Source organism: Mucilaginibacter sp. (assembly GCF_028288225.1).
Lineage (GTDB): Bacteria > Bacteroidota > Bacteroidia > Sphingobacteriales > Sphingobacteriaceae > Mucilaginibacter.
This window is the reverse complement of record NZ_JAQBOC010000039.1, coordinates 47,370-68,425: the sequence shown is the minus strand read 5'-3', so window position 1 is coordinate 68,425 and position 21,056 is coordinate 47,370. Positions and strand designations below refer to the sequence as shown.

General features: G+C 39.4%; 18 protein-coding genes. 10 read left to right on the top strand and 8 right to left on the bottom strand.

Annotated features, from left to right (window positions below):
- Positions 1–5: 5 nt before the first annotated feature.
- Together JWQ54_RS12110 and rplQ are read left to right on the top strand one after the other, a co-directional pair.
- On the top strand, positions 6–998 hold the full coding sequence (locus tag JWQ54_RS12110) for a DNA-directed RNA polymerase subunit alpha (RefSeq protein ID WP_299584997.1): 993 nt from the start codon (positions 6–8) through the stop codon (positions 996–998).
- A gap of 197 nt (positions 999–1,195) precedes the next feature.
- Positions 1,196–1,792: a 50S ribosomal protein L17 gene (gene rplQ / locus JWQ54_RS12105; protein WP_299584995.1), complete on the top strand. Its 597-nt coding sequence runs from the start codon at positions 1,196–1,198 to the stop codon at positions 1,790–1,792.
- Positions 1,793–1,897: 105 nt separating this feature from the next.
- On the opposite strand, the gene JWQ54_RS12100 is transcribed toward rplQ, so the two are convergent.
- The 3 genes from JWQ54_RS12100 to JWQ54_RS12090 all read right to left on the bottom strand — a co-directional run bounded on the left by JWQ54_RS12100 (position 1,898) and on the right by JWQ54_RS12090 (position 4,893).
- A complete protein-coding gene (locus JWQ54_RS12100) occupies positions 1,898–2,485 on the bottom strand; it encodes a DUF4142 domain-containing protein (protein ID WP_299584993.1) in 588 nt (195 codons plus the stop codon).
- Positions 2,486–2,725: 240 nt separating this feature from the next.
- The gene (locus tag JWQ54_RS12095; protein WP_299584991.1) at positions 2,726–3,751 is read right to left on the bottom strand and encodes a fatty acid desaturase; all 1,026 of its coding nucleotides are present in this window, start codon (positions 3,749–3,751) and stop codon (positions 2,726–2,728) included.
- A 149-nt stretch (positions 3,752–3,900) separates the two neighbouring features.
- Complete coding sequence (locus tag JWQ54_RS12090; RefSeq protein ID WP_299584989.1) at positions 3,901–4,893, bottom strand: YncE family protein; 993 nt, start codon at positions 4,891–4,893, stop codon at positions 3,901–3,903.
- A 257-nt stretch (positions 4,894–5,150) separates the two neighbouring features.
- Here JWQ54_RS12090 and JWQ54_RS12085 point away from each other — a divergent pair, with 257 nt between their 5' ends.
- Positions 5,151–5,753 carry a DUF2807 domain-containing protein gene (locus JWQ54_RS12085; protein ID WP_299584987.1) on the top strand — a complete coding sequence of 201 codons (603 nt, stop codon included), beginning with the start codon at positions 5,151–5,153 and terminating at the stop codon, positions 5,751–5,753.
- Between the two features lie 77 nt (positions 5,754–5,830).
- Here the strand turns inward: JWQ54_RS12085 and JWQ54_RS12080 are convergent, their stop codons facing one another.
- The 5 genes from JWQ54_RS12080 to JWQ54_RS12060 form a co-directional block, all read right to left on the bottom strand.
- A complete protein-coding gene (locus JWQ54_RS12080) occupies positions 5,831–8,920 on the bottom strand; it encodes an efflux RND transporter permease subunit (RefSeq protein ID WP_299584985.1) in 3,090 nt (1,029 codons plus the stop codon).
- Complete coding sequence (locus JWQ54_RS12075) at positions 8,920–9,873, bottom strand: HlyD family efflux transporter periplasmic adaptor subunit (protein ID WP_299584983.1); 954 nt, start codon at positions 9,871–9,873, stop codon at positions 8,920–8,922. Before JWQ54_RS12075 ends, JWQ54_RS12080 begins: the two co-directional genes overlap by 1 nt.
- Before the next feature lies 1 nt (position 9,874).
- A complete protein-coding gene (locus JWQ54_RS12070) occupies positions 9,875–11,107 on the bottom strand; it encodes a TolC family protein (RefSeq protein ID WP_299584981.1) in 1,233 nt (410 codons plus the stop codon).
- Between the two features lie 148 nt (positions 11,108–11,255).
- On the bottom strand, positions 11,256–12,554 hold the full coding sequence (locus tag JWQ54_RS12065) for a HAMP domain-containing sensor histidine kinase (protein ID WP_299584979.1): 1,299 nt from the start codon (positions 12,552–12,554) through the stop codon (positions 11,256–11,258).
- Positions 12,554–13,228 carry a response regulator transcription factor gene (locus JWQ54_RS12060; protein ID WP_299584977.1) on the bottom strand — a complete coding sequence of 225 codons (675 nt, stop codon included), beginning with the start codon at positions 13,226–13,228 and terminating at the stop codon, positions 12,554–12,556. The genes JWQ54_RS12065 and JWQ54_RS12060 overlap by 1 nt, the downstream gene beginning before the upstream one ends.
- A 195-nt stretch (positions 13,229–13,423) precedes the next feature.
- Between JWQ54_RS12060 and JWQ54_RS12055 the strand changes: the two genes are divergently transcribed.
- The 7 genes from JWQ54_RS12055 (at position 13,424) to JWQ54_RS12025 (ending at position 20,943) form a co-directional block, all read left to right on the top strand.
- Positions 13,424–13,840: an EamA family transporter gene (locus tag JWQ54_RS12055; RefSeq protein ID WP_299584975.1), complete on the top strand. Its 417-nt coding sequence runs from the start codon at positions 13,424–13,426 to the stop codon at positions 13,838–13,840.
- A 191-nt stretch (positions 13,841–14,031) separates the two neighbouring features.
- Entirely contained in the window at positions 14,032–14,622 is a 591-nt protein-coding gene (locus JWQ54_RS12050; RefSeq protein WP_299584973.1) for a C40 family peptidase, read from the top strand.
- 152 nt (positions 14,623–14,774) lie between these two features.
- Positions 14,775–17,240, top strand: a complete 2,466-nt coding sequence (locus JWQ54_RS12045; protein ID WP_299584971.1) for an outer membrane beta-barrel family protein — start codon at positions 14,775–14,777, stop codon at positions 17,238–17,240.
- A 68-nt stretch (positions 17,241–17,308) separates the two neighbouring features.
- Complete coding sequence (locus JWQ54_RS12040) at positions 17,309–18,343, top strand: YncE family protein (RefSeq protein ID WP_299584970.1); 1,035 nt, start codon at positions 17,309–17,311, stop codon at positions 18,341–18,343.
- A 268-nt stretch (positions 18,344–18,611) separates the two neighbouring features.
- Positions 18,612–19,808, top strand: a complete 1,197-nt coding sequence (locus JWQ54_RS12035) for an MFS transporter (RefSeq protein WP_299584969.1) — start codon at positions 18,612–18,614, stop codon at positions 19,806–19,808.
- 47 nt (positions 19,809–19,855) lie between these two features.
- Complete coding sequence (locus JWQ54_RS12030; RefSeq protein WP_299584967.1) at positions 19,856–20,158, top strand: hypothetical protein; 303 nt, start codon at positions 19,856–19,858, stop codon at positions 20,156–20,158.
- A gap of 122 nt (positions 20,159–20,280) precedes the next feature.
- Entirely contained in the window at positions 20,281–20,943 is a 663-nt protein-coding gene (locus JWQ54_RS12025) for an ATP-binding cassette domain-containing protein (RefSeq protein WP_299584965.1), read from the top strand.
- Positions 20,944–21,056 lie beyond the last annotated feature (113 nt).

The following is a 21,056-nucleotide window of genomic DNA, read 5'->3' as shown; positions in this document are numbered from 1 at the left end:
TATAAATGGCAATTTTAGCATTTCAAAAACCAGACAAGGTTATCATGCAGAAATCAACTGATTTTGATGGCACGTTTGAGTTTCGTCCGTTAGAACCAGGCTTCGGTGTAACCATTGGTAATGCTCTTCGTCGTATCTTACTTTCATCACTTGAAGGTTATGCGATCACTTCAGTTCGTTTTTCAGGAGTGATGCATGAGTTTTCAACCATCAAAGGCGTTGTTGAAGATGTTACCGAAATTATACTGAACCTAAAACAGGTAAGGTTTAAAAAATCTGGTGAATCTGGCGACAGCGAAAAGATATTTGTTATCATTAATGGTCAGGATGCTTTTAGTGCAGGTGATATCACTAAGTTCTCAAATAACTTTACTGTTTTAAATCCGGATCTTGTGATCTGCAACATGGACTCATCAGTAACGCTTGAAATTGAGCTTACTGTTAACAAAGGCCGTGGCTACGTAGCAAGCGAAGAAAATAAAAATCCTGATGCTAATGTAGGTGTAATAGCTATCGATTCTATTTACACTCCAATTAAAAACGTAAAATATACAATCGAGAACTATCGTGTGGAACAAAAAACAGACTATGAAAAATTAGTGCTGGATATTACCACTGATGGCTCTATTCATCCTGAAGATGCACTTAAAGAGGCTGCTAAGATCCTTATCCAGCACTTTATGTTGTTCAGCGATGAGAACATGATGCTTGAGGCACAGGCTAAAGAAGAAACCAAAGAAGTTGATGAGGAGATTTTACATATGCGTAAGATCCTTAAAACTGAGCTGGTTGATCTTGACCTTTCTGTACGTGCATTAAATTGCCTTAAAGCTGCTGACATCCGCAGCCTGGCCGATTTAGTATCGTATGATGTAGCTGACATGCTGAAGTTCAGGAACTTTGGTAAAAAGTCACTAACTGAAATTCAGGACCTGGTTAAATCAAAAGGATTATCTTTTGGTATGAACCTGTCGAAATTTAAGTTAGACGAAGAATAATTTAGTGATTAGAGGTTGGAGATTAGTTAATTAGAACTTGTCCCTGACCTCTTCTTATTTTATATAACAAAGGTTTGAGAAAGACTGGTGACCAATCTCTAATCTCTAATTAACTGATCACTAACACAGGCATAATTCCGAGGACTTGACGATAACGCCGTCCGACGGTATGCACGTGCCACAAACAACAAAATACAATGAGACACGGAAAAAAAGTTAACCATTTAGGCCGTACTAACAGTCACCGCAAGGCGATGATGAGTAACATGGCCACATCGCTTATATTACACAAGCGTATTACTACCACATTAGCTAAAGCAAAAGCTTTACGCGGATATGTTGAGCCAATTCTTACAAAATCAAAAAGCGATACTACACACTCACGTCGTACAGTATTTAGCTACCTGCAGGATAAAGATGCTGTTAGCATCCTGTTCCGTGAAATTGCTGAGAAAATAGCTAACCGTCCGGGTGGTTACACACGTATCATTAAAATGGAAAACCGTTTAGGTGATAACGCTGAAATGGCAATGATCGAATTAGTAGATTACAACACAGTTTATGGTAATGATGTAGTTAAAGCTGAAAAGAAATCAACACGTCGCCGTGGTGGTTCTTCAAAAGCTAAAACGGATGCACCTGCTGCTAAAGCTGAACCTGCTGCTAAGGAAGTAGTAGAAGTGGCGCCAGTAGCTGAAACTCCTGTTGCAGAAACAGAAGCAACTCCTGCTGCAGAAACTGAGGCTCCTGAAGCACCAGCTGCAAACGAAGAAAATGCTGAAAAAGGCGAATAATTAATTGCTTTTAAAAATATAAAAACGCCCTGCTCATTTTGAGTGGGGCGTTTTTTTTAGCGAAACAGACCAAATTTGCTCATTCCTTATGAACGAGTTGGTTGCTTATTTTATTTGATCATGGATCTTTTGAATAGCATCCAGATGCTTTTGTAAAACGGGCAATGTTTTAGCAATAAAGGCTTGCATTTCGGGGTATTTAACCTGTTTCCCGGCATCTTCAAAGGCTTTGATATCTTCTTTATGATCTTTAACCATGGCTTCTACATAGGCCTTATCAAACTCAGCGCCTGATTTTGCCGACAAGTCTGCTTTAAGCTTTTTTTCATCAGCGCTAATTGAATCGGGCAGGGTTATTTTTTTAGATGCTGCAAGTTGTTTCATTTCGGCGTTCGCTTTTGAATGATCCATAACCATCATGGCGCCAAATTCTTTTACCCGGGCATTTGTTGCCTTCTGCTGCGCCAGGTTACCCAATTCCACTTCTGCCATCCCGCCATTTGCTGCTTCAACCGCAAACCTGGCATCGGCAGCGCTAAGAGCAATGTTGTTGTTAGGATTTGTTTTTTCGGTTGAGTCAACAGCGCTGTTGGCACTGTCAGCTTTTTCCTTGCTGTCTTTTGCGGCATTATTACAGCCTGCAAATAATCCTGCAATGCAAGCAGTGAGTAAAATTATATTTAACTTTTTCATAGGGGGATTATTAAGGTTGATGAATTTGTTATCAGGGGATTAACAATCTGATTACTTGTATGGTTTTTAATTTATTGTTTTGAACCATTACTAACTTAATTCAGGGATTTTATGATGTCTTAAATTTGCAAAGTATCATGTGATCCCTCAATCCCTTATTGTTCAAAATGCAGCAGAAAAAAATAGCAAAAAAAATGACCTGCCAACTGACAGGTCATCTATGTATAACAAATAACTATTTTATAAAACTGCCGCCGGCTCCGGTGTTTTCGCCAGCAGATCAGTATCCGGTTTTGAAACATCGGTAAGGGCCACACGGCCACGGTCTTTCCTTAGTATCCGGTTAAATAAGGAGATTTCCCTGTCAAACAAGAACCTGAAGAAAAGCTTAGTCCATGAGGTATGGTAATGCAGTGTATCGTAATATTCAGGTGCGGTCTTCCTTATTTGCGGAAGCTTATTCCACGGGATAGAAGGGAAGTCGTGGTGCTCGTTATGGAAGCCTACATTAAACGCAACTGTATTTAATGGGCCGTAATAACTATAGGTTTCCTGCTCAACACTGTGCGTAAGATAATGCTCCTGGATCCAGCGTGCACCAAGCGGGTGCAAGCCAACTGAAAAAGAGAAGCTAAGCAGTAAAAATGCTACTGCAGGCCATCCCATAAAGTACCAGATAGCTGCAGTAAACACTGCCTGTAAAACAAAATTAGTAATGATCCAGCCGTCAACAGGGTGAATTTCTCTTAATCTTGATAAACGGAAGATCTGGAATACAGGGAAAAACAACAACCATAATGCTTTGCCGAAAAATGAGTTACTGATCAGCTTTGCTTCCCATTTGTTAGGAAGGTCGGCATCCAATTCATGTATTCCCTGGAAAGAATGGTGCTTGATATGATATTTTTCGAACGAGATTGCGCTTGGCAAAATCTGCGGCAGGTTTGAAAACATGGCGGCCCACCTGTTAGCATTCCCATTTTTAAATAACAGCTTATGTGTACACTCATGGATCATTACAAACAGAGCATGATCGGCAAATGCTCCCAAAAGGTAAGCTGCACCAAAAATTATCCACCATGACTGGTCGCGAACAAACCAAGCCAAAACAACCTGGAAAGTAACCAGGCCTATGATGGCAAAAATGGTTAATGGGTTTTTTCCTATCAGCTGCCTTAATTGCGGAAATTGTTTAAGGATTTGTTTGGTTCTTATACGATGTGGCTCAGACTCCTGCGAGTAAACGAAATCAGTTCTTTTAATCATTAGCTTATTTTGGTGTATCTGGGTAAAGATAAAAAAATGATATTAAAATATAATTTTATTGAGAAATTTTATTTCAAAAAATTAAATTTAAAGTTTATTTATTAATTTTAAACGCAAATCACAGTCGCATTATTGTAAATATTAAAAGCTTATTGATGTTTATACACCATTATCTTAAATGTATTAGGTAATGCCTTGCGGGTACCAGGCTCAAATTCTGCCACACTTAAGTAGATCTTATGCGTTCGGTCATCAAGGGCAAGCGTTTTGGCGCGCACAGGCGTTTTAAGAGTTTGTACCACACTGTAGCTATCTGCATCTTGCTGTTTAATAATGGTTGTAACACCGTCGCCGCATGAGCAAAATATCAGTTTAGTTTCAGGGTCATAAGCTACGGCATCAACCCCGGCGCCAATAGGTAAAGTGGCAATAACTTTACCGTTATTGGCATCAACTACGCTCATGCCTTTATTTTCGCGGCAAACTGTAAATAGACGATGGTTAACTTCATCCAATGCTAAACCTGTAGGCCCCCCGCATGGCGCTAACGGATAGTTTTTTATCACCTTTAAAGTTTTACTATCAATAATGTTAAGGCTGCTTTTATCTTCAAGGTTGTTGTAGATCAAGCCTTTTCCATTGGATACAGCAAATTCAGGGCCACCGCCAAGGGCAACTGTGCCAACCTGTTTAAGGGTATTCGGATCAACTACTGATGAGTTATTGCTCTCCCCATTAAAAGTGAATACACGGTCGGAAAACGGATCGTACATAATAGCATCAGGGCCTTTTGCCTCAACAGGGATTGTGGCAATGATCTTTAATGTTTTCAAATCGAAAGCAACTACGGCATTTGCACGCCCGTCGCTAATGAAACCACGGTTAGCTTTATTATCTATGGCTATACCATGTACGCCTTTCATATCCGCAATAACACCTATTGGTTGTTCCGTTTGCAGGTCAATAACATTTACTGTTGTACCGTGCGAGACATAAAGGCGATGGTTTACTTTATCAATAGAAAGGTAATCATAACCAGCGTCGCCAGGTAAAGCGATGGTTTTATCCAAAACATACGTTTGTGCATGCAGCGATAAGGTTAGAAATGCGCCGCAAAAGGCTGCTAATAAAATCTTTTTCATATAGGGGAAGGGTAATATTGCTTAATATATAAATATGGAAAGTAATTCTGTAGAAAAATTGGGCAAATGCATCATTAAAAGGTGTTCTCACTGTTGAAAAACGTTCGCCTTCGCGCAGGAAGCGTACGCTATCGAACATTTTTTAACTGAATGTTAAATTCAATTAATTGATAATGAGTTATTTGTAAATAAGGTATCAATATTGGCATAGATCAATAAAAGAATAAATAAATAATTCACTATAAAAAAATACAACAATGAAAACTATAATTTTAACCACAGCGATAGTACTGGTAACAGTATTCGGCATAAATAAATCCACCTATGCCGCAACCAATAAAGACGATCAGGCATATACTATTTTAACCGGGGTAAGCAACATCAATAAAATTGAGGTTCATGGCAATGTTGAACTTTATATTTCTGACGGAGCAAGCGATCAAATAAAAGTTTATAATAAGTATTATAAAGAAAGTGCGCTGGCACAAAATCAAAATGGCACATTGTGCATCTCGTCATACAAAACAGAAAAATTAGTAGTTTGGGTTACAGCAAGCGACCTGCGCAGCCTGGCTATTTATGACAATGCACATGTAAAATCATTCGGGATGCTTTCTATAATTGACCTGGATGTGGACTTATACAATAATGCATCAGCGCAATTAAACATGGATGCATTCCAGGCAAATATCACCTTAAATGATAATGCTAAAGCAAACATTGGCGGATACATTAGCCTGGGCGAGCTCAAATATAACAGAACTTCAGTTTTAAATACTGCAAACCTTGTTACCGAAAATATGAAGAAAATTGATGTTGATGCTGTTAAAGATAGCGCAGCAGATTTTATATCACTGTAATTAATTACCTAACCACGTTTACCGGCTCTGCTTATTTTGCTGAGCCGGTTTTTTTATTTGGGGAAATTTCGCTTGCTCTAACTTTCTGGATCCGAAACCGAATGAACACTTTCATGAAAATGCCCTGATTTGTAAAAAATGCGCATCATACTTGGTAATACAATAAGCAATAATGGCAGCGCTACCAAAAAGCCGCCAATTACCGCAATGGCCAAAGGCTGGTGCAACTGTGCACCTGCCCCAATGCCTAAAGCAAGCGGGGTTAATGCTATAATGGCTCCTAAAGCTGTCATCAATTTGGGGCGCAGACGGGTTGAAATGGAATAGATAATTGCCTCATCCACGGTTTTTTCGCGCGCACTTTCCCTGAATTGTAAAAAGGTAAATATGGCGTTCTCGCCAATAATTCCAACAATCATTATCAGCCCGGTATAGCTGCCAACATTAAGTGGCGTATTGGTTATATATAAAGCCAGGAAGCTGCCTGCAATACCCAAAACAGCCATTGCCAGGATCAAAAATGCTATTCGGAACTGTTTGAACAGGAAAAGAATAACACCAAATACCAGTAAGCTTGATGTAATAAGTATGATTAGGAGCTCTTTGAACGATTGTTGTTGCTCGGCATAGGCGCCCCCGTATTCAATATGGTAGCCATTTGGCAGAATTATTTTTTGAGAGATATTTTTTTGAATAGCCGGGATAACTGTACCGAGGTCACTGTTCTCTAAACGTGCTGTAACTACCCCCATTGATTGCAGATCCTGGCGGTTTATTTCGGCATCCCCTGGTTTAATATCAACTGTGGCCAGCTGGTTTATAGGTATCAGCCGTCCGTTATTTAAAAATACATTCAAGTTTTTTATAGCCGTTATATTTAATGACCGGTTACCGGGGTAAACCATGCGGATTGGAGATAGCTGCTGGGTTTCATACAGGCTGCCAACAACATTGCCATCCAGGGCGGTTTGTGCCTGGAATTGCAGGCCGTTAGGGGTAATGCCATACTGCGCAAGTTTTGTAAAATTGGGTAAAATACTAACAGAAGGGCCTGCAATTACAATACCATCAAAAACATCGGCGGTACCTTTAACTGCGGTAACTTCAGCCGCAACTTGTTTTGAAAGTTTTTGCAGCAGCTGTTGGTCGTCACCAAATACTTTGATCTCAATAGGCTGGGTCGAGCTCATCAAATCACCAAGCATGTCAGTTATTACCTGTCCAAAATCAACCCTTAAAGCAGGCTGTGTTTTTTCTATCTCGGCCCTTATATCGCTGGTTACTTCTTCGGTTGTTTTTGCATGATCCTTTTTTAACTGGATCAGGTAATCGCCGGTATTAGGTTCTGTGATAAAGAAACCCATTTGAGTGCCAGTTCTGCGCGAGTATGCCGCCACATCTGGATGCTTGCTGATAGTTTTTTCTACCTCGCGCAGCATCCTGTCCGTTTCTTCAAGTGAGGTGCCCGGTGGCGAGCTGTAGTCAAGCACTATACTTCCTTCGTCCATATCAGGCAAAAAGCCGGTTTGCAGCCTTGATGGTACAAAAATAATAACTGCAATCAGGGCCAGCATTATAATAATGCTTAAAAAGGGGCGCAGTATAAAAAATGAAACCCAGGCTTGCCTTTTTACCTCATGTGTTTCTTCCTTTACACTTGTTGTGTTACTTTGATGGTTGCGTGTAAGAAAAAGATATATTACCGGCAAGCCTATCCAGGTTACAACAAAGGAACAGATAAGCGTAATGATCATGGTATTGGTCATTACTTTAAAATAGGCACCTGCAACACCTGTCATCAGTAAAAACGGTACAAATATTACAATTGTGCTTACAGACGACCCCACCATGGCCGGGAAAAGATAATCAATGGCCTTTTTTAAAAGTTTGCTGGTTGGTTCAGTGGGGTGTTCTTCGTGTGTACGGTGTATTTGCTCAACAACTACAATGGCATCATCAATAATTAAGCCTATAGCTGCAGCAATGGCACCCAGCGTCATGATATTAAAGGTATACCCGATTACATAAAGTACAATAAGGGTAAGCCCAAGTGTTACCGGTATAGTGATCAATATAGTAGCACTTGCCTTTAATGAACGGAGGAAAATTATAGCCACAATAATGGCCAGTAATAAACCTATCCAAACACTATCGGTAACGCTTTTAACCGAGTCGTTAACAAAATCTGCCTGCACATAATAAGGCTTTATAGTTACATCCTTAGGCAATATTTTTTGCAGGGCGGCTATTTTTGCTGTAATGTCTGTTGACAGGGTTATTAAATTAGCGTTGGGTTGTTTAATAACTGCAACCAATACGCCATCATGCCCGTTTGCGTTAATTTTGGTATATTCTATGCCTTCATTTATTTGTATTGCTGCAATATCTTTTAATTGTACAACCCTTTTGCTGTTATTGCTTACTACTATGTTTTCCAGTTGGTCTTTAGCACTTACGGTAGCGTCGGTTACAGTAAGATAAAGCATTTTATAGTCGGACAGATACCCTTCTGATTTTATAAAATTTGTTTGGCTGAGGGCATTGCTGATCATATCAGGCGTTAAAGAAAGCGAGGTCATTTTATCCTGATTAAGCACCAGCCAGTATTCCTTGGTTTTACCTCCAATAATCCTTATTTCAGAAACCCCGCCCACCTGCGAAAGGAATGGTTTTACAGTAAACGTGGCCAGTTGTTTTAACTCAATAGGTGAGCGTTCATGACTTTCAAGTGTATACCCGCTAACAGGTAGTATAGACGGGTTCATCTTCTCAACAGAAATATTTACATCAGGCGGCAAGCTGTTTTGTATCTTGCTGATCTGTGATTCAATCTGTTGTTTGCTTAGGTCTATATCTGCACTCCAATCCATATAAGCAGAGATCTCGGCGCTGCCGCGGCTGGTAGTGCTGCGTACCATTTGTAAGTTGGGTACTTGTTTTATGGCATTTTCCAACGGTTTGGTCACCGTTATCATCATTTTGTTAACCGGCTGCAGGCCTGCGTCTGCAATAACCTTTATTTTTGGAAAAGTGATCTCTGGAAAAAGGGATGTCTGAAGTTTGGTATAAGAGAATATTCCGCCCATTAAAATGAGCGATAATACCATCATAAGCGGTTTTCTATAAAAAATAAAAAAGTTCTCAACCTTATTTACTGCGTTGCCCATTATTGCACAATTTTAACTTTAGCCGTATCTGCCAAACCGTAGTTTCCGCTTATAACTATTTTATCCTTATTTGAAAATTTAGGCGATAATATTTCAACCCTGTCACCGCTTTCAATGCCTTTTGTTACAGGTGTCTTAACCGCTGTTGTAGGGTTAATCAGCTTCATTACCCAAAATTCAGTTTGTGTTTCGTTTGATAACAATGCAGATTTGGGCAGCGATATTGTGTTTGATTTGGCTGATTTAATTATACGTGCCCTGGCAACCAAATTCTCGGGGATAGGGGCATTTGAACTTACCTTGATAATCACTCCCTGTGTTTGTGAAAGGGTATCAACCGTTGGCATAAAAGAAGCCACCCTGCCGGTTAGCTTCGTTCCGTCGGGAAGGGTAAGTTGTACATCCTGGTTGTTTTTTAAGTTGCCGCGCATTTCATAAGGCAGCTGCATTATAAAGACAAAGCTGGATCTGTCACTTATTATTGCTAATTGTTCACCATCCTGCACATAATCACCAACCTGGTGGCTCAGCTGCGTAATATAGCCATGCTCTGATGCCTTTATTTTGTTTACACCCGAGAATTTGAAAGTAGTATCGAGTACATTGATGCTGTTGCCAATGCTTTGGGCCTCCTTGGTTTTAACGGTGAAAAGTACTTCGCCTTTATTTACGTAATGACCAATTTGTGCATTAACTTTTTGTAAATAACCTATTGCATTTGCCTTTACATAGTTTTTTTGCAAAAATGACGACGTGGCATTCAGCTCGGTATAATTTACAAGGGAGCTCTCGTCAATTGTAGTTACTTTAACAGGTGTTTCTGTAACTGCCGGTGCGGCAGTATTATCAGCCGCCGGTGCAGCGCCGCCTTTGCACGATACATATACCAAAGCTATTGCTGCAAAACACAAAATATTTTTGAAACGGGAATAGGATGTATACAGGTTTTTCATATTATTTATTCCAGTAGTTTAATTGATTGATAAGCTGCAGTCTGCTTATAGTTGTTTGTGTTAAAAGGTTTTGAATAGTAAAATAATTATTAATAGCCAGTATCAGGTCGGCAATTTTAACATCGCCGGTTTGTAAAAGCTGGGTATCAACCTTTATCAGGCTCTCTGAATATTTCATCTGCTCTTTTACCTGGGCCAGCAGGTTTTCATTTTCATTTATTTGCTGATTTAGCTGTGCTATTTGCTGCTTGTACTGCACATTAAAAAATGCTTTATAGTTTTGGCGGGTCTCTTCTTCCAGCCTTATTTTTTTATACTGCAGCTTACGCTGCCCGCCATCATAAATAGGCATGGTTAAACTAAAGCCAAAGCTTGTGCCAAAGTTCTTGGCCGGTTGCACAAAATCGGTATTATAACCCCCATCGGCAAATATGTTGGCTTTTGGTTTATAGCTGTAATTAAGCAAACTGCGCCCGTTGCTCAACCTCAGGCTATCAAGTTTATATTGTTTAAAGAATATGCTGTTACTTTCATCAGGAGTTATGGTTTTTTGAATGCCTGGTTCACTTAACTCAGCATAAGCAGTATCGGCAATGCCAGCTATATAATTCAGCGTGGCATAATCATTCTTATATTGCAGCCGGGCCTGCATTAATTGTAATTGCTGTTGTTTTAATGTTACCAAAAATGCAAGGTATTCGCTTTGTTTATATACGTTGGTGCGGGTAAGCTTTTTAAGCAGGTCTTCTTCTTTTGTAAGCAGCTTTACAACCTCACTGTTGAATTTTACCTGTTGCAAACTGCCATACGCAGTAATGTACTGCCCGGTAACAGTTTTTCTCAGGTCCTGTTCAGACAGTTTTCCGCTATTGATCAAAGAATCGCGCTGAAAAGCTATTGATGCCAGTTGGGCATTAAGATAACCTTTGCCTATAATTTGTTGATTAACACCTAACAGCGCGTTAAAAGTTTGAACGTTAGTTATGGCCCCGGCATAGCCAAATCCTTTAACAACGGGTGCAAAATAACCGCCGCTGTTCAAGTTTACCTGAGGCTTATAACCAGCGCGCAATCTAAGACTATCGAGCTGCCCTGATGATACCTGGTTTTTCAGATCTTTTAACAACGGGCTATTACTTTTCGCGGTTTCCAGAAAATGATCAAGCGTGTAGGTTTGCGCAAACGAAACAGAACAAATAAATACGAATAAAACAATGCTGAAAAATAATCTCATCCGGTAGTTTAATAATGCCTTTAAGGTAGCTAAATTATGACATAATTCTGAATTAATTTGGGATGCAACAACAGTGATACATACTATCACGAAGGGTTTTATATAGTGTGTGCTCAATAATTACCTTACTTCAGGCCCATCGGCATGATTAAACAAAATGTACAATGAAAGCGTGATACCGGTCTCTAAATTCGTAATCCAATGTAAATCCAAAATTCTCACAGATCTGCCTTGAAATGGTTAATCCCAAACCGCTGCCTTCCGAGCCGGACGACTTATGAAAGCGGGTAAAGATCTTTTCATCGGGCAGGGGTTCATTATCACTCGTGTTTTGAATGGTAAGGCTTTCAGCATTTAAATTAATAATCACCTCGCCCCCATGCTTATTGTGCCTGATAGCATTACTGATGAGGTTGCTTAATAAGATCTCAACCAAATACCGGCTTGCATAAATTTCTTTATCATCAAGCTCATAGGTTAGCTTTAAGTCCTTATCATTAAAGATCTCTTCAAACTGAATGATCATCTCATCAACAAGTTCTCTTAGGTTTATCTGCTGCTTATCATGTAAGAGCTTATTCTCAATTTTTACCAATAATAACAGCGATTGATTTAAACGGTTCAGTCTTGAAACTGCGCTGTACAGGTCGTTTAATAATTTACTTTGCCTGTCGCTAAAATTTTCGGTTTGGATCAGGGTATCAAGCTTTGAGTTGATAACGGCAATAGGGGTAAGCAGTTCGTGCGAGGCATTTTCAGTAAATACTTTAAGATCCTGGTAGTCATTTTTAGCCCTTGCAGCCATATCAATTACCACATTGTTCAACTCCTTAAACTCATCAATGTTATTACCCAGTTTTGGAATTTGCTTGCTGTCAGCAATATTAAAAAGCCGCAATTCGCTCATTATATTATAAAAAGGTTGCCACAGCCTGTTTAAAATCAAGCGGTTTATTACTACTAAAATCAATAATAAAAGCAGGATAACACCTATAGTAATCGCGAAGATAATCCGGATCAGGTCCTCTGTTTCAACCTTCGACTCTATGATCAGTATTTTATAATATTTATTACCAGCGGTAACCGAACTTATTAATCCCCTGGCCGATTCATATTCTCCTTCGAGCCTGTGTTTGTGCTTTTTAAATTTATATTTATCGTCCTGCCCCCACTTTTTAAAATATATTGTATTTATAAACTCTCTTTTTACCGAGCCGGGACTGGCCGGTGTAAAAGAGATCTGCTGATCGTTTGATTCAAATGTTTGCGGTAAATGGTGGTTTAGTTTTACGTAGTCAAAAATCTCCTGCTCTTCTACCACGAGGTCCTTATCATTTTGGCCGGTTAAGATATAGCTGATAGCCTGGTAATAAATAATGCCGGTTATCAGCATTACTATTATTATGGTAATAAGGTTTACCCGGTTATATTTGGTTAAAAGTTTCATTAAGCGGTAAACTTATATCCCATACCATAAGCAGCCTGGATGTAATCATTACAACCGGCTTCCATCAATTTTTTACGGATATTTTTAATGTGCGAGTAAATAAAATCAAAGTTATTGGCCATATCAATCCCATCGCCCCATAAATGCTCGGCAATAGCATTTTTTGAAACCACTTTACCTTTGTTGGCTATAAAATAAAGCAGCAGGGCATATTCTTTACGGGTTAATTTTACAGGCGTTGTTCCAACCTTTACATCTTTTGCCAGCAAGTCAATTGTAATCTCGTTAAATACAAGCAGGTTACTGCCATTAAAGCTTTTACGCCTGATGATAGCAGATACCCGCGCTTTTAATTCTGATAAATGAAATGGTTTTACCAGGTAATCATCGGCGCCAATGTTTAATCCTTCCAGGCGGTCATCCAGCGAGTTTTTGGCGGAGATGATCAGCACCCCATCGGGATGATTGTTTTCCTTTAAGCTTTTCAGAATATCGAGACCATTACCGCCGGGCAGCGTGATATCCAGCAGGATACAATCATATCTGTAAAGGCTTACCTTGCCTAATGCATTTTGATAGCTATTTGCAGTTTCGCAAATATTGCCCGCTTCTGTAAAATATTCTTCAATACTTTCACGCAGGCCTTCTTCATCTTCAATTACCAGTATTTTCAAAACTTTTTTTTGTTAAAGTTAACCCGTGATTTTGGATGATTGTTGGATTTTGTTGATTTTTTTTGCCGCAAGTCAATTTTTGTACAGGTTTGGTAATTAGTTTCGCATTAATCAGGCTTGATAGTTGTGGTTTCGTTGATGCAATTATATTAACGAACTTTAATCCTGATAATTGAAATTCTTAAATTGTGTTATATGTGGTGGATCTATGCATTACTTTCAGCATTTTTTGCGGCCTTAACTGCAATATTTGCAAAGGTTGGTATTAAAGGGGTTGATACTGACCTGGCAACAGCAATACGTACAGTTGTAATTTTGTTAATTGCCTGGGCAATTGTAATTTTTAAAGGTGGCGCAAGTTCAATCGGCGGCTTAACCCGCCAAAACTGGACCTTCCTGGTGCTTTCGGGCTGTGCCACCGGTTTATCATGGATCTGTTATTTTAAGGCTTTACAATTAGGCAAAGTTTCACAGGTTGCACCTATTGATAAGCTGAGCGTAGCGCTGGCTATTATACTCGCGGTTGTTTTTTTAAAAGAAACAGTGAGCATTGCACAGGCTATTGGCGCTTTAATGATCATAGGCGGAAGTGTAGTTTTGATATTTGCCTGAATGTGAAGTCAGCAGTCTTGAGTCGAAAGTCTTAAGTCAAGTTTTGTCTTTTTCTGACTTAGGACTTTCGACTCAAGACTTAGCCACTACACTGGTTAAAAGGTTTTTGCACAGAAATTTAAAACTATTGTTTTACATTTCTGACAAAAGATTGACATATGTAAATAAAAACGATAAATTGCGACTTGTAAATGAGGAAAAATTTATCAACCCTAATTATCCTTTTATCACTAACTGCAGCATTGCCTTGTACTGCGCGCGCCAAAAAATCCGGCAAAAGCCATAAGGCAAATCACCATAAAATAGCTCACGAAATATTCTATAAACCGGTTTATCAAACTTCTTTTGATACTGATAGCGTTACAGCAGATACCCTTTTAAATTTTGCTCAAAGTTTAATAGGAACACGTTACCGCTCCGCAACATCCGACCCTTCACGCGGTTTTGATTGCTCCGGTTTTGTAAGTTATGTTTTTAAAAATTTTAATTTTAATGTACCCCGGTCATCCTGCGAATTTATAAATGCAGGCGAAAAAGTAAGCCTTGAAGATGCCCGGCCCGGCGATATCATATTGTTCACCAGCCCTACAAAACGCAGCCGCCGAATTGGGCATATTGGCATTGTGTTTAGCAATACGGGCGATGAATTTAAATTTATCCATTCAACCTCCGGTAAAGAATATGGCGTTACCATAACAGCCATGGATGCCACCTATAAACGTCGTTTTGTTCAGGTAGTTCGCCTGCTGAAACAAAATGATGTGATGCTGGCAAGCCAATAATTATTTCTTAATTCTTTTTATTGAATATAATAGTGCTGAAATTGCAATACGTTTCATTTCTTATTGTAACAATTATACAGTCTTTTTCAAAATTCAGTATTAATACAAAGTTAACATACAATTTTACCAATATTAATTATTGAATGCGCTTAATGAAGAACACCGGACTATTTTTACTACTGATTATTTGCTCTTTATATGTTAATGCTCAAAGTGGCAGCTCAACTGATAAAGGTAAAATAAGCGGCAAGGTTACTGATGCCGTTACAAAAGCCGCGGTTGATTATGCAACTGTGAGTATTTACAAACAAGGCAATACATCGCCATTTAACGGAGCAAGTACAGATACTAAAGGGAACTTTAAAATTGATAATATCGCACCCGGTGAGTATACAATTACAGTTGATTTTTTAGGGTATAAACGGCTTACAACTGAACATCTTGTTATTAGCAATACTGTTAAGAGTTTAACACTAGGTAACATTGTTCTGTCACCGGTTCAAAGCCAATTAAAAGGCGTGGTTATTACTGCCAGTGCCCCTGCGGTTGAAAATAAAATAGATAAGCTGGTTTATAATCCTGCAAATGACCTTACTGCACAGGGTGGAGCTGCTATAGATGTATTAAGAAAAGTACCAATGGTAACCGTTGATATTGACGGTAATGTAGAGTTGCAGGGAAATGCAAATATCCGTTTTTTAATTAACGGGAAGCCATCAAGCGTGTTTGGAGCAAGTTTAACAGATGCACTGCAAACGATCCCGGCCAGCGAGATTAAAAGCATAGAAGTGGTTACCAGTCCGGGTGCAAAGTACGATGCTAATGGTACAGGAGGAATTATCAACATTATTTTAAAGGACAGTAAAGTACAGGGTGTAAATGGAACTGTTAATCTTTCAGCAGGAACCCGCCGTGAGAATGGTTCAGTTAATTTAAACATCCGTAAGGGTAATTTTGGTGTGAACGCGTCTTTTAGCGGCAACGACCAGATCAATAGTACTACAATTAATACTAATGATAACCTATCCTATAATAATACCCGTGATACTTCAAATCATTTAATTCAAAAAGGTAGGAGCGCTTTTACAAGGGGAGGCTACAGAACGGGCTTAAGCTTTAACTGGAGCATTACCAAAAAAGATGAATTAACCGCCTCATTCGGGTATAATCATTTTGCTAACCATAATAGCGGGATTACCAACCAGGACCAAACCATAACCGCGCTGGGTACCAACAGCGTAGTATCTGATCTTCTTAGCACCCGGAACTCTGATAGCCGTTTTAGCGGGAAATATTTTGATTATAGTGTTGATTATAAAAAAACCTTTAATAAAGAAAACCAGGAACTGGATATATTATACACATCAAGTTATGGAAATAACAATTCAACGTTTTTTCAAAGACAGGATTTCCAGGGCGGGCAGCCTTCATCAGGATCCCTTGGAAATAACCCCGGGAAAGATCATGAAACAGATATCTCTATTGATTACACACAGCCTGTGAGCAAAGATTTTACAATTGAAACCGGAGCAAAAGCCGTGTTGGAAAATATTAATAATACGGTGGTGACAGATACGCTTTCAAACGGGGTTTTTGTACCGAATGCAAACCAAACCTATGGTTTTAACTATAACCGTAAAGTTTATGCCTATTACCTTTCAGCATCCTTCTCTTTATTCAATAAGTTTATTGACGGTAAAGCTGGCCTTAGGGATGAGTATACTTCAACTACTGCAGACTTTCCGGGTGCTAAAATCCCGGGCTATAATATTCTTGCGCCTTCGGCTGTGCTGTCTCATAAAATTGATGAAACACAATCTATTAAGCTAAGCTACACCTATCGCATCGAACGGCCGGATTACGGTGATCTGAATCCATTTTATAATATAAGTGACCCTCACAACATAAGTACCGGAAATCCTAACTTAAGGCCCGAGGTTGGCCATAATTATGAGCTTGGCTATAATAAATCATTTACAAAGGGAGGCAGTTTGTATGTAGCTGCATTCTATCGTTACAATACCAATGATCTGCAATCCTACACTACTTATTATGATACCTTGACCATACAGGGTACCAAATATTCAAATGTTTATTTAAACCAGCGTTTTAACATCGGAACAGAGGTTACTGAAGGTGTTAGCCTGTTCGGTTCAATACCTATTACCAAAGAACTAAACCTTCGTTCAAATGTAATGCTGGGCGACAGAATAACTACTAACCCGGGTAATCCCACGGTCAGTGGCTTTACTTACCGTATTAATTTAAATGCTTCTTACGAATTCGGTAATGACTTTACAGCTGAAGCATTTGGAAACTACAATTCTTCACAACGAACTATACAGGGTACCAGGCCTGCATTTGTATTTTATAACCTGGCTGTGCGTAAACAATTTATGGATAAAAAGATAAGCTTAGGCTTAACTGCTGCCGATCCCTTTACCCCATATGTTAACTTAACTTCAACAACCTCGGGCACTTTATTTAACCAGACAAGTATCAGGCAAGTTCCGTTCCGTTCGTTCGGTATTACCTTTAGTTATAAATTTGGTAAACTTGAATTTAAAAAGGATAAAGAAAGAGATGATAATAATGTACCTACCGATAACGGCGGATAATTAGGATAATGAATATTTATACAACATATTTACAGAATCTTAGTGTAACTATATAAAAAATTATAGCCATGAAACCAATTTTGAGATCGCTTTGCATTGTACTGATCAGTACAGTTTTTATTGCTCCGGCACATCTATTTGCCCAAAAGAAAACCGGGTTTAAAGTTTTAAATGATTTTCCCATCAAAAGCACCGGCGGCTGGGATTATATTACTGTTGATGGTGTAAACAAGCTCATTTATACATCGCATGGTAACCAGGTAAATATTTTAAATGTGGCAACAGGCGATTCAGTCGGCATAATTCCTGATACCAAAGGCGTACACGGTATAGCTTTGGCTTCAGATTTGAATAAAGGCTATACAAGCAACGGCAGAGCAAATTCTGTGACAGTTTTTGATTTGAAAACCAACCAGGTTTTAAAGCAGATTGCTGTAGGTACTAATCCCGATGCTATTTTTTATGACGAATTTTCTAAAAAAGTTTACGCATTTAACGGCCGCAGTAAAGATGCTACTGTAATTGACGCAGCAAATGATATGGTGGTTGCAACTATCCCATTGGGCGGTAAACCAGAAACAGGTGTATCTGACGGTAAAGGGAAGGTATTTGTTAATATTGAAGATACCAATGAAGAGGTTGAAATTGATGCCACAACCTTTAAAATATTGAACAGGTGGAAACTGGATGGCGGTGAGGAGCCTTCAGGCCTGGCCATCGACCGCACAACAAACCGTCTTTTTATAGGCTGCGGCGGTAATAAAACCATGGTAGTAATGGATGCATCAAATGGTAAAGTGCTGGGAAAATTCCCAATTGGCGGTTGTGACGGCGTTGCCTTTGACCCGGAGTTAAAACAGGCTTACGCCTCAAACGGCGAGGGCACTATTTCTGTGATACGGGAGTTAAGCGCTGATAAATTTGAATTTGTTGAGAATATTCCAACCGAAAGAGGAGCTAGAACAATTGGTATTGATGTGCTTACACATAAACTATACTTGCCTACAGCCCAAATGAAACCTGTTGAGCCAACAGCTGATAATGCGCACCCAAGGCCTCAGCAAATTCCGGGTACTTTTCATATAGTTGTAGTCGGAAAATAGCCCTTAAAAAAGGTCCCCCGCGGGCTGTGAGGACACAGCCCGCCGCAGGACAAGTAACCGCCGGATTTAAACTCCGGGTATCAACTGACTTTGCTTCTTTTTAATAATCTACCCCCGCGGGCTGTCCTCACAGCCCGCCACCGGACAGGGAGTCTGTTAATTGCCTGATTTAAACTCCGGATAATTATAGGGTTTATCGCATTTTAATAACCTGTTTCTGATCATCTATTAAACCAAACTTGTATTTTAGCGCTTGCTAAATATTTAAGTGGACGAACAAGCTATCAACATAAAAACATCCCTGCAGTATCGTATAGCTTGTGCCATATTTTATTTTATTTCAGGGTTTGGCTACTCAACCTGGGCATCACGCATCCCAACCATAAAACACCAGTTGAATTTAAATGAGGCGCAGTTAGGTACCGTACTGTTTGCTTTACCTGTTGGACTAATGTTAACCATGCCTGTTACTAATGTTTTGTTAAGTAAGTACACCAGCAGAAGCGTTATGCTTTTTGGTTCGGTATTTTTATGCGTGCTGCTGGTTTTGATAGGTATTACAAGCAATATGTGGCAGTTGATAGTGGTGCTGTTTTTCTTTGGCTCGGCACGTAACCTCATGACGCTTTCAATAAATACACAGGGCGTTGCTGTGCAGCAGCTTTACAGTAAATCAATCATGGCTACCTTTCATGGCATCTGGAGTTTAGCGGGGTTTGCCGGTGCGGCTGTTGGCTATTTAATGGTGTCCTTTAATGTGGGTGTGCAGTATCACTTTTTGTTTGTGGGTATTGCCCTTTTTGTGATGACGTTTTATTTTATTAAAGATACCATTGATCAAAAACCGATCCCGCAAAGCCGTAAGCCCATATTCTCCTTACCCGATAAATACCTCATTAAATTCTCGCTGATCTGCTTTGCCAGCATGGCCTGTGAAAATGCTATGTACGACTGGAGCGCTATTTACTTTCAAAAGGCAGTTCATGCCGAGAAAGCAACTGCAACAGCCGCCTTTGTAGTTTACATGGTAGCCATGACAACCGGACGCTTTGTGGGCGACAGGCTGGTAACCCGCCTTGGCATAAAAACGGTGCTAAGGTTTAGCGGTATTTTTATTTTTTGCGGATTGCTGCTTGCTGTAATGCTGCCATACCCGATTACGGCCATGCTTGGATTTATTTTGGTAGGGCTTGGTGTATCATGCGTTGTGCCAATGATATTCAGCCTTGCTGGCAAATCAAAAACAATGAGCAGCTCATCTGCCCTGGCATCAATCTCAACTATTGGTTATACCGGCTTTTTGCTGGTGCCGCCGTTTGTGGGCTACATTGCACATGCCTCAAGTATCCGCTGGTCCTTTGGCATAATTGCTTTGTTTGGCGCTATGATAGTGTTGCTGGTATCAAAAATAAAAGAGGATAGCAGGCAACAGGAAGAAGCAACAGTAGTTTTGCCCGAAAATTAGTTTAACTAAATTATAAGTTATTCAAATTTATTGCGTTATCACAACTTATGCGCACTCTTAAGCTTATCACAAGATTTTACGCGGGAATATTTTTAGCCAACTTTTTGGTTACGCTCAGCTGCATAGGCATTATTGGTTTTTATGGCCCTTATGCCCATAAATTAATGGGGGTGTTGTTTTGGTTTAAGGTTGTTACCATAGGCATGATATTTTCTACCGCTATCTATTATCAAAAGAAAGAAATGTATTACTACCAAAACCTGGGTGTACCAAAACTGATGCTGGGCATAGCAACTTCAGTATTTGATTTTTTGATATGGCTTGTATTAATTGTGATAGCCTACAAATAATAATTGTTAATAAAAAAAATAATAATGAACACCGGATTTCGAATAATGAATATTGAAGTGTCCGGATTTTATTACTTTATTATTCAAAATTCAGCATTCGATGTTCGACATTCAAAAAACTAATGATCCACACCCTTGAAGCAGATGGCATCCAGCTTGATTTTGGCGTAAGGCGCATCCTGTCTGATGTTTATTTAAAGTGCGAAACCGGTAAAATATCCGGTCTGCTGGGCCGCAACGGGCAGGGTAAAACCTGTTTAATGAACATTATACTCGGCACATTAAATGCCTCCATTAATTCCATCAGGTTTGATGGGAATGTTACCCATAAAGTAAACAAGCGGCCCGATCTGTTATTGTACCTGCCCCAGTTTAATTTTATACCTAAAAGCCTTACCGTAAAAAAAGTTTTGGGTGATTTTGAGTTATCTGTAGCAGATTTGGAAAATCGTTTCCCTGAATTTAAATCAAGATACGATCTGAAAGTAAACCAGCTCTCCGGCGGCCAATGGCGTACCCTTGAACTATACATTGTTGTAAAAGCCCCGTCGCTGTTTGCCATGCTTGATGAGCCTTTTACGCATTTGAATCCCATCCAGATAGAGAACATCAAAGAGTTTTTGCTGGAAGAAAAAGCTAACAAAGGCTTTTTAATAACCGACCACATGTACACTCACCTGCTTGATATAAGTGATACGGTATATTTATTGAAGGATGGCCGCACACACCTAACTAAAACTGTTGAAGATTTGGAGGAATTAGGATATATTAGGATTGGGTATTGATGCGGATGGTAATTTAGGGCGGCAGGTGTTTAGATATAAGGTGGAGTAGCGTTAAACGAAAAATATTATTCTGAAAATTGTCCTTGTTGCATTATTAAATACAAACAATTTAT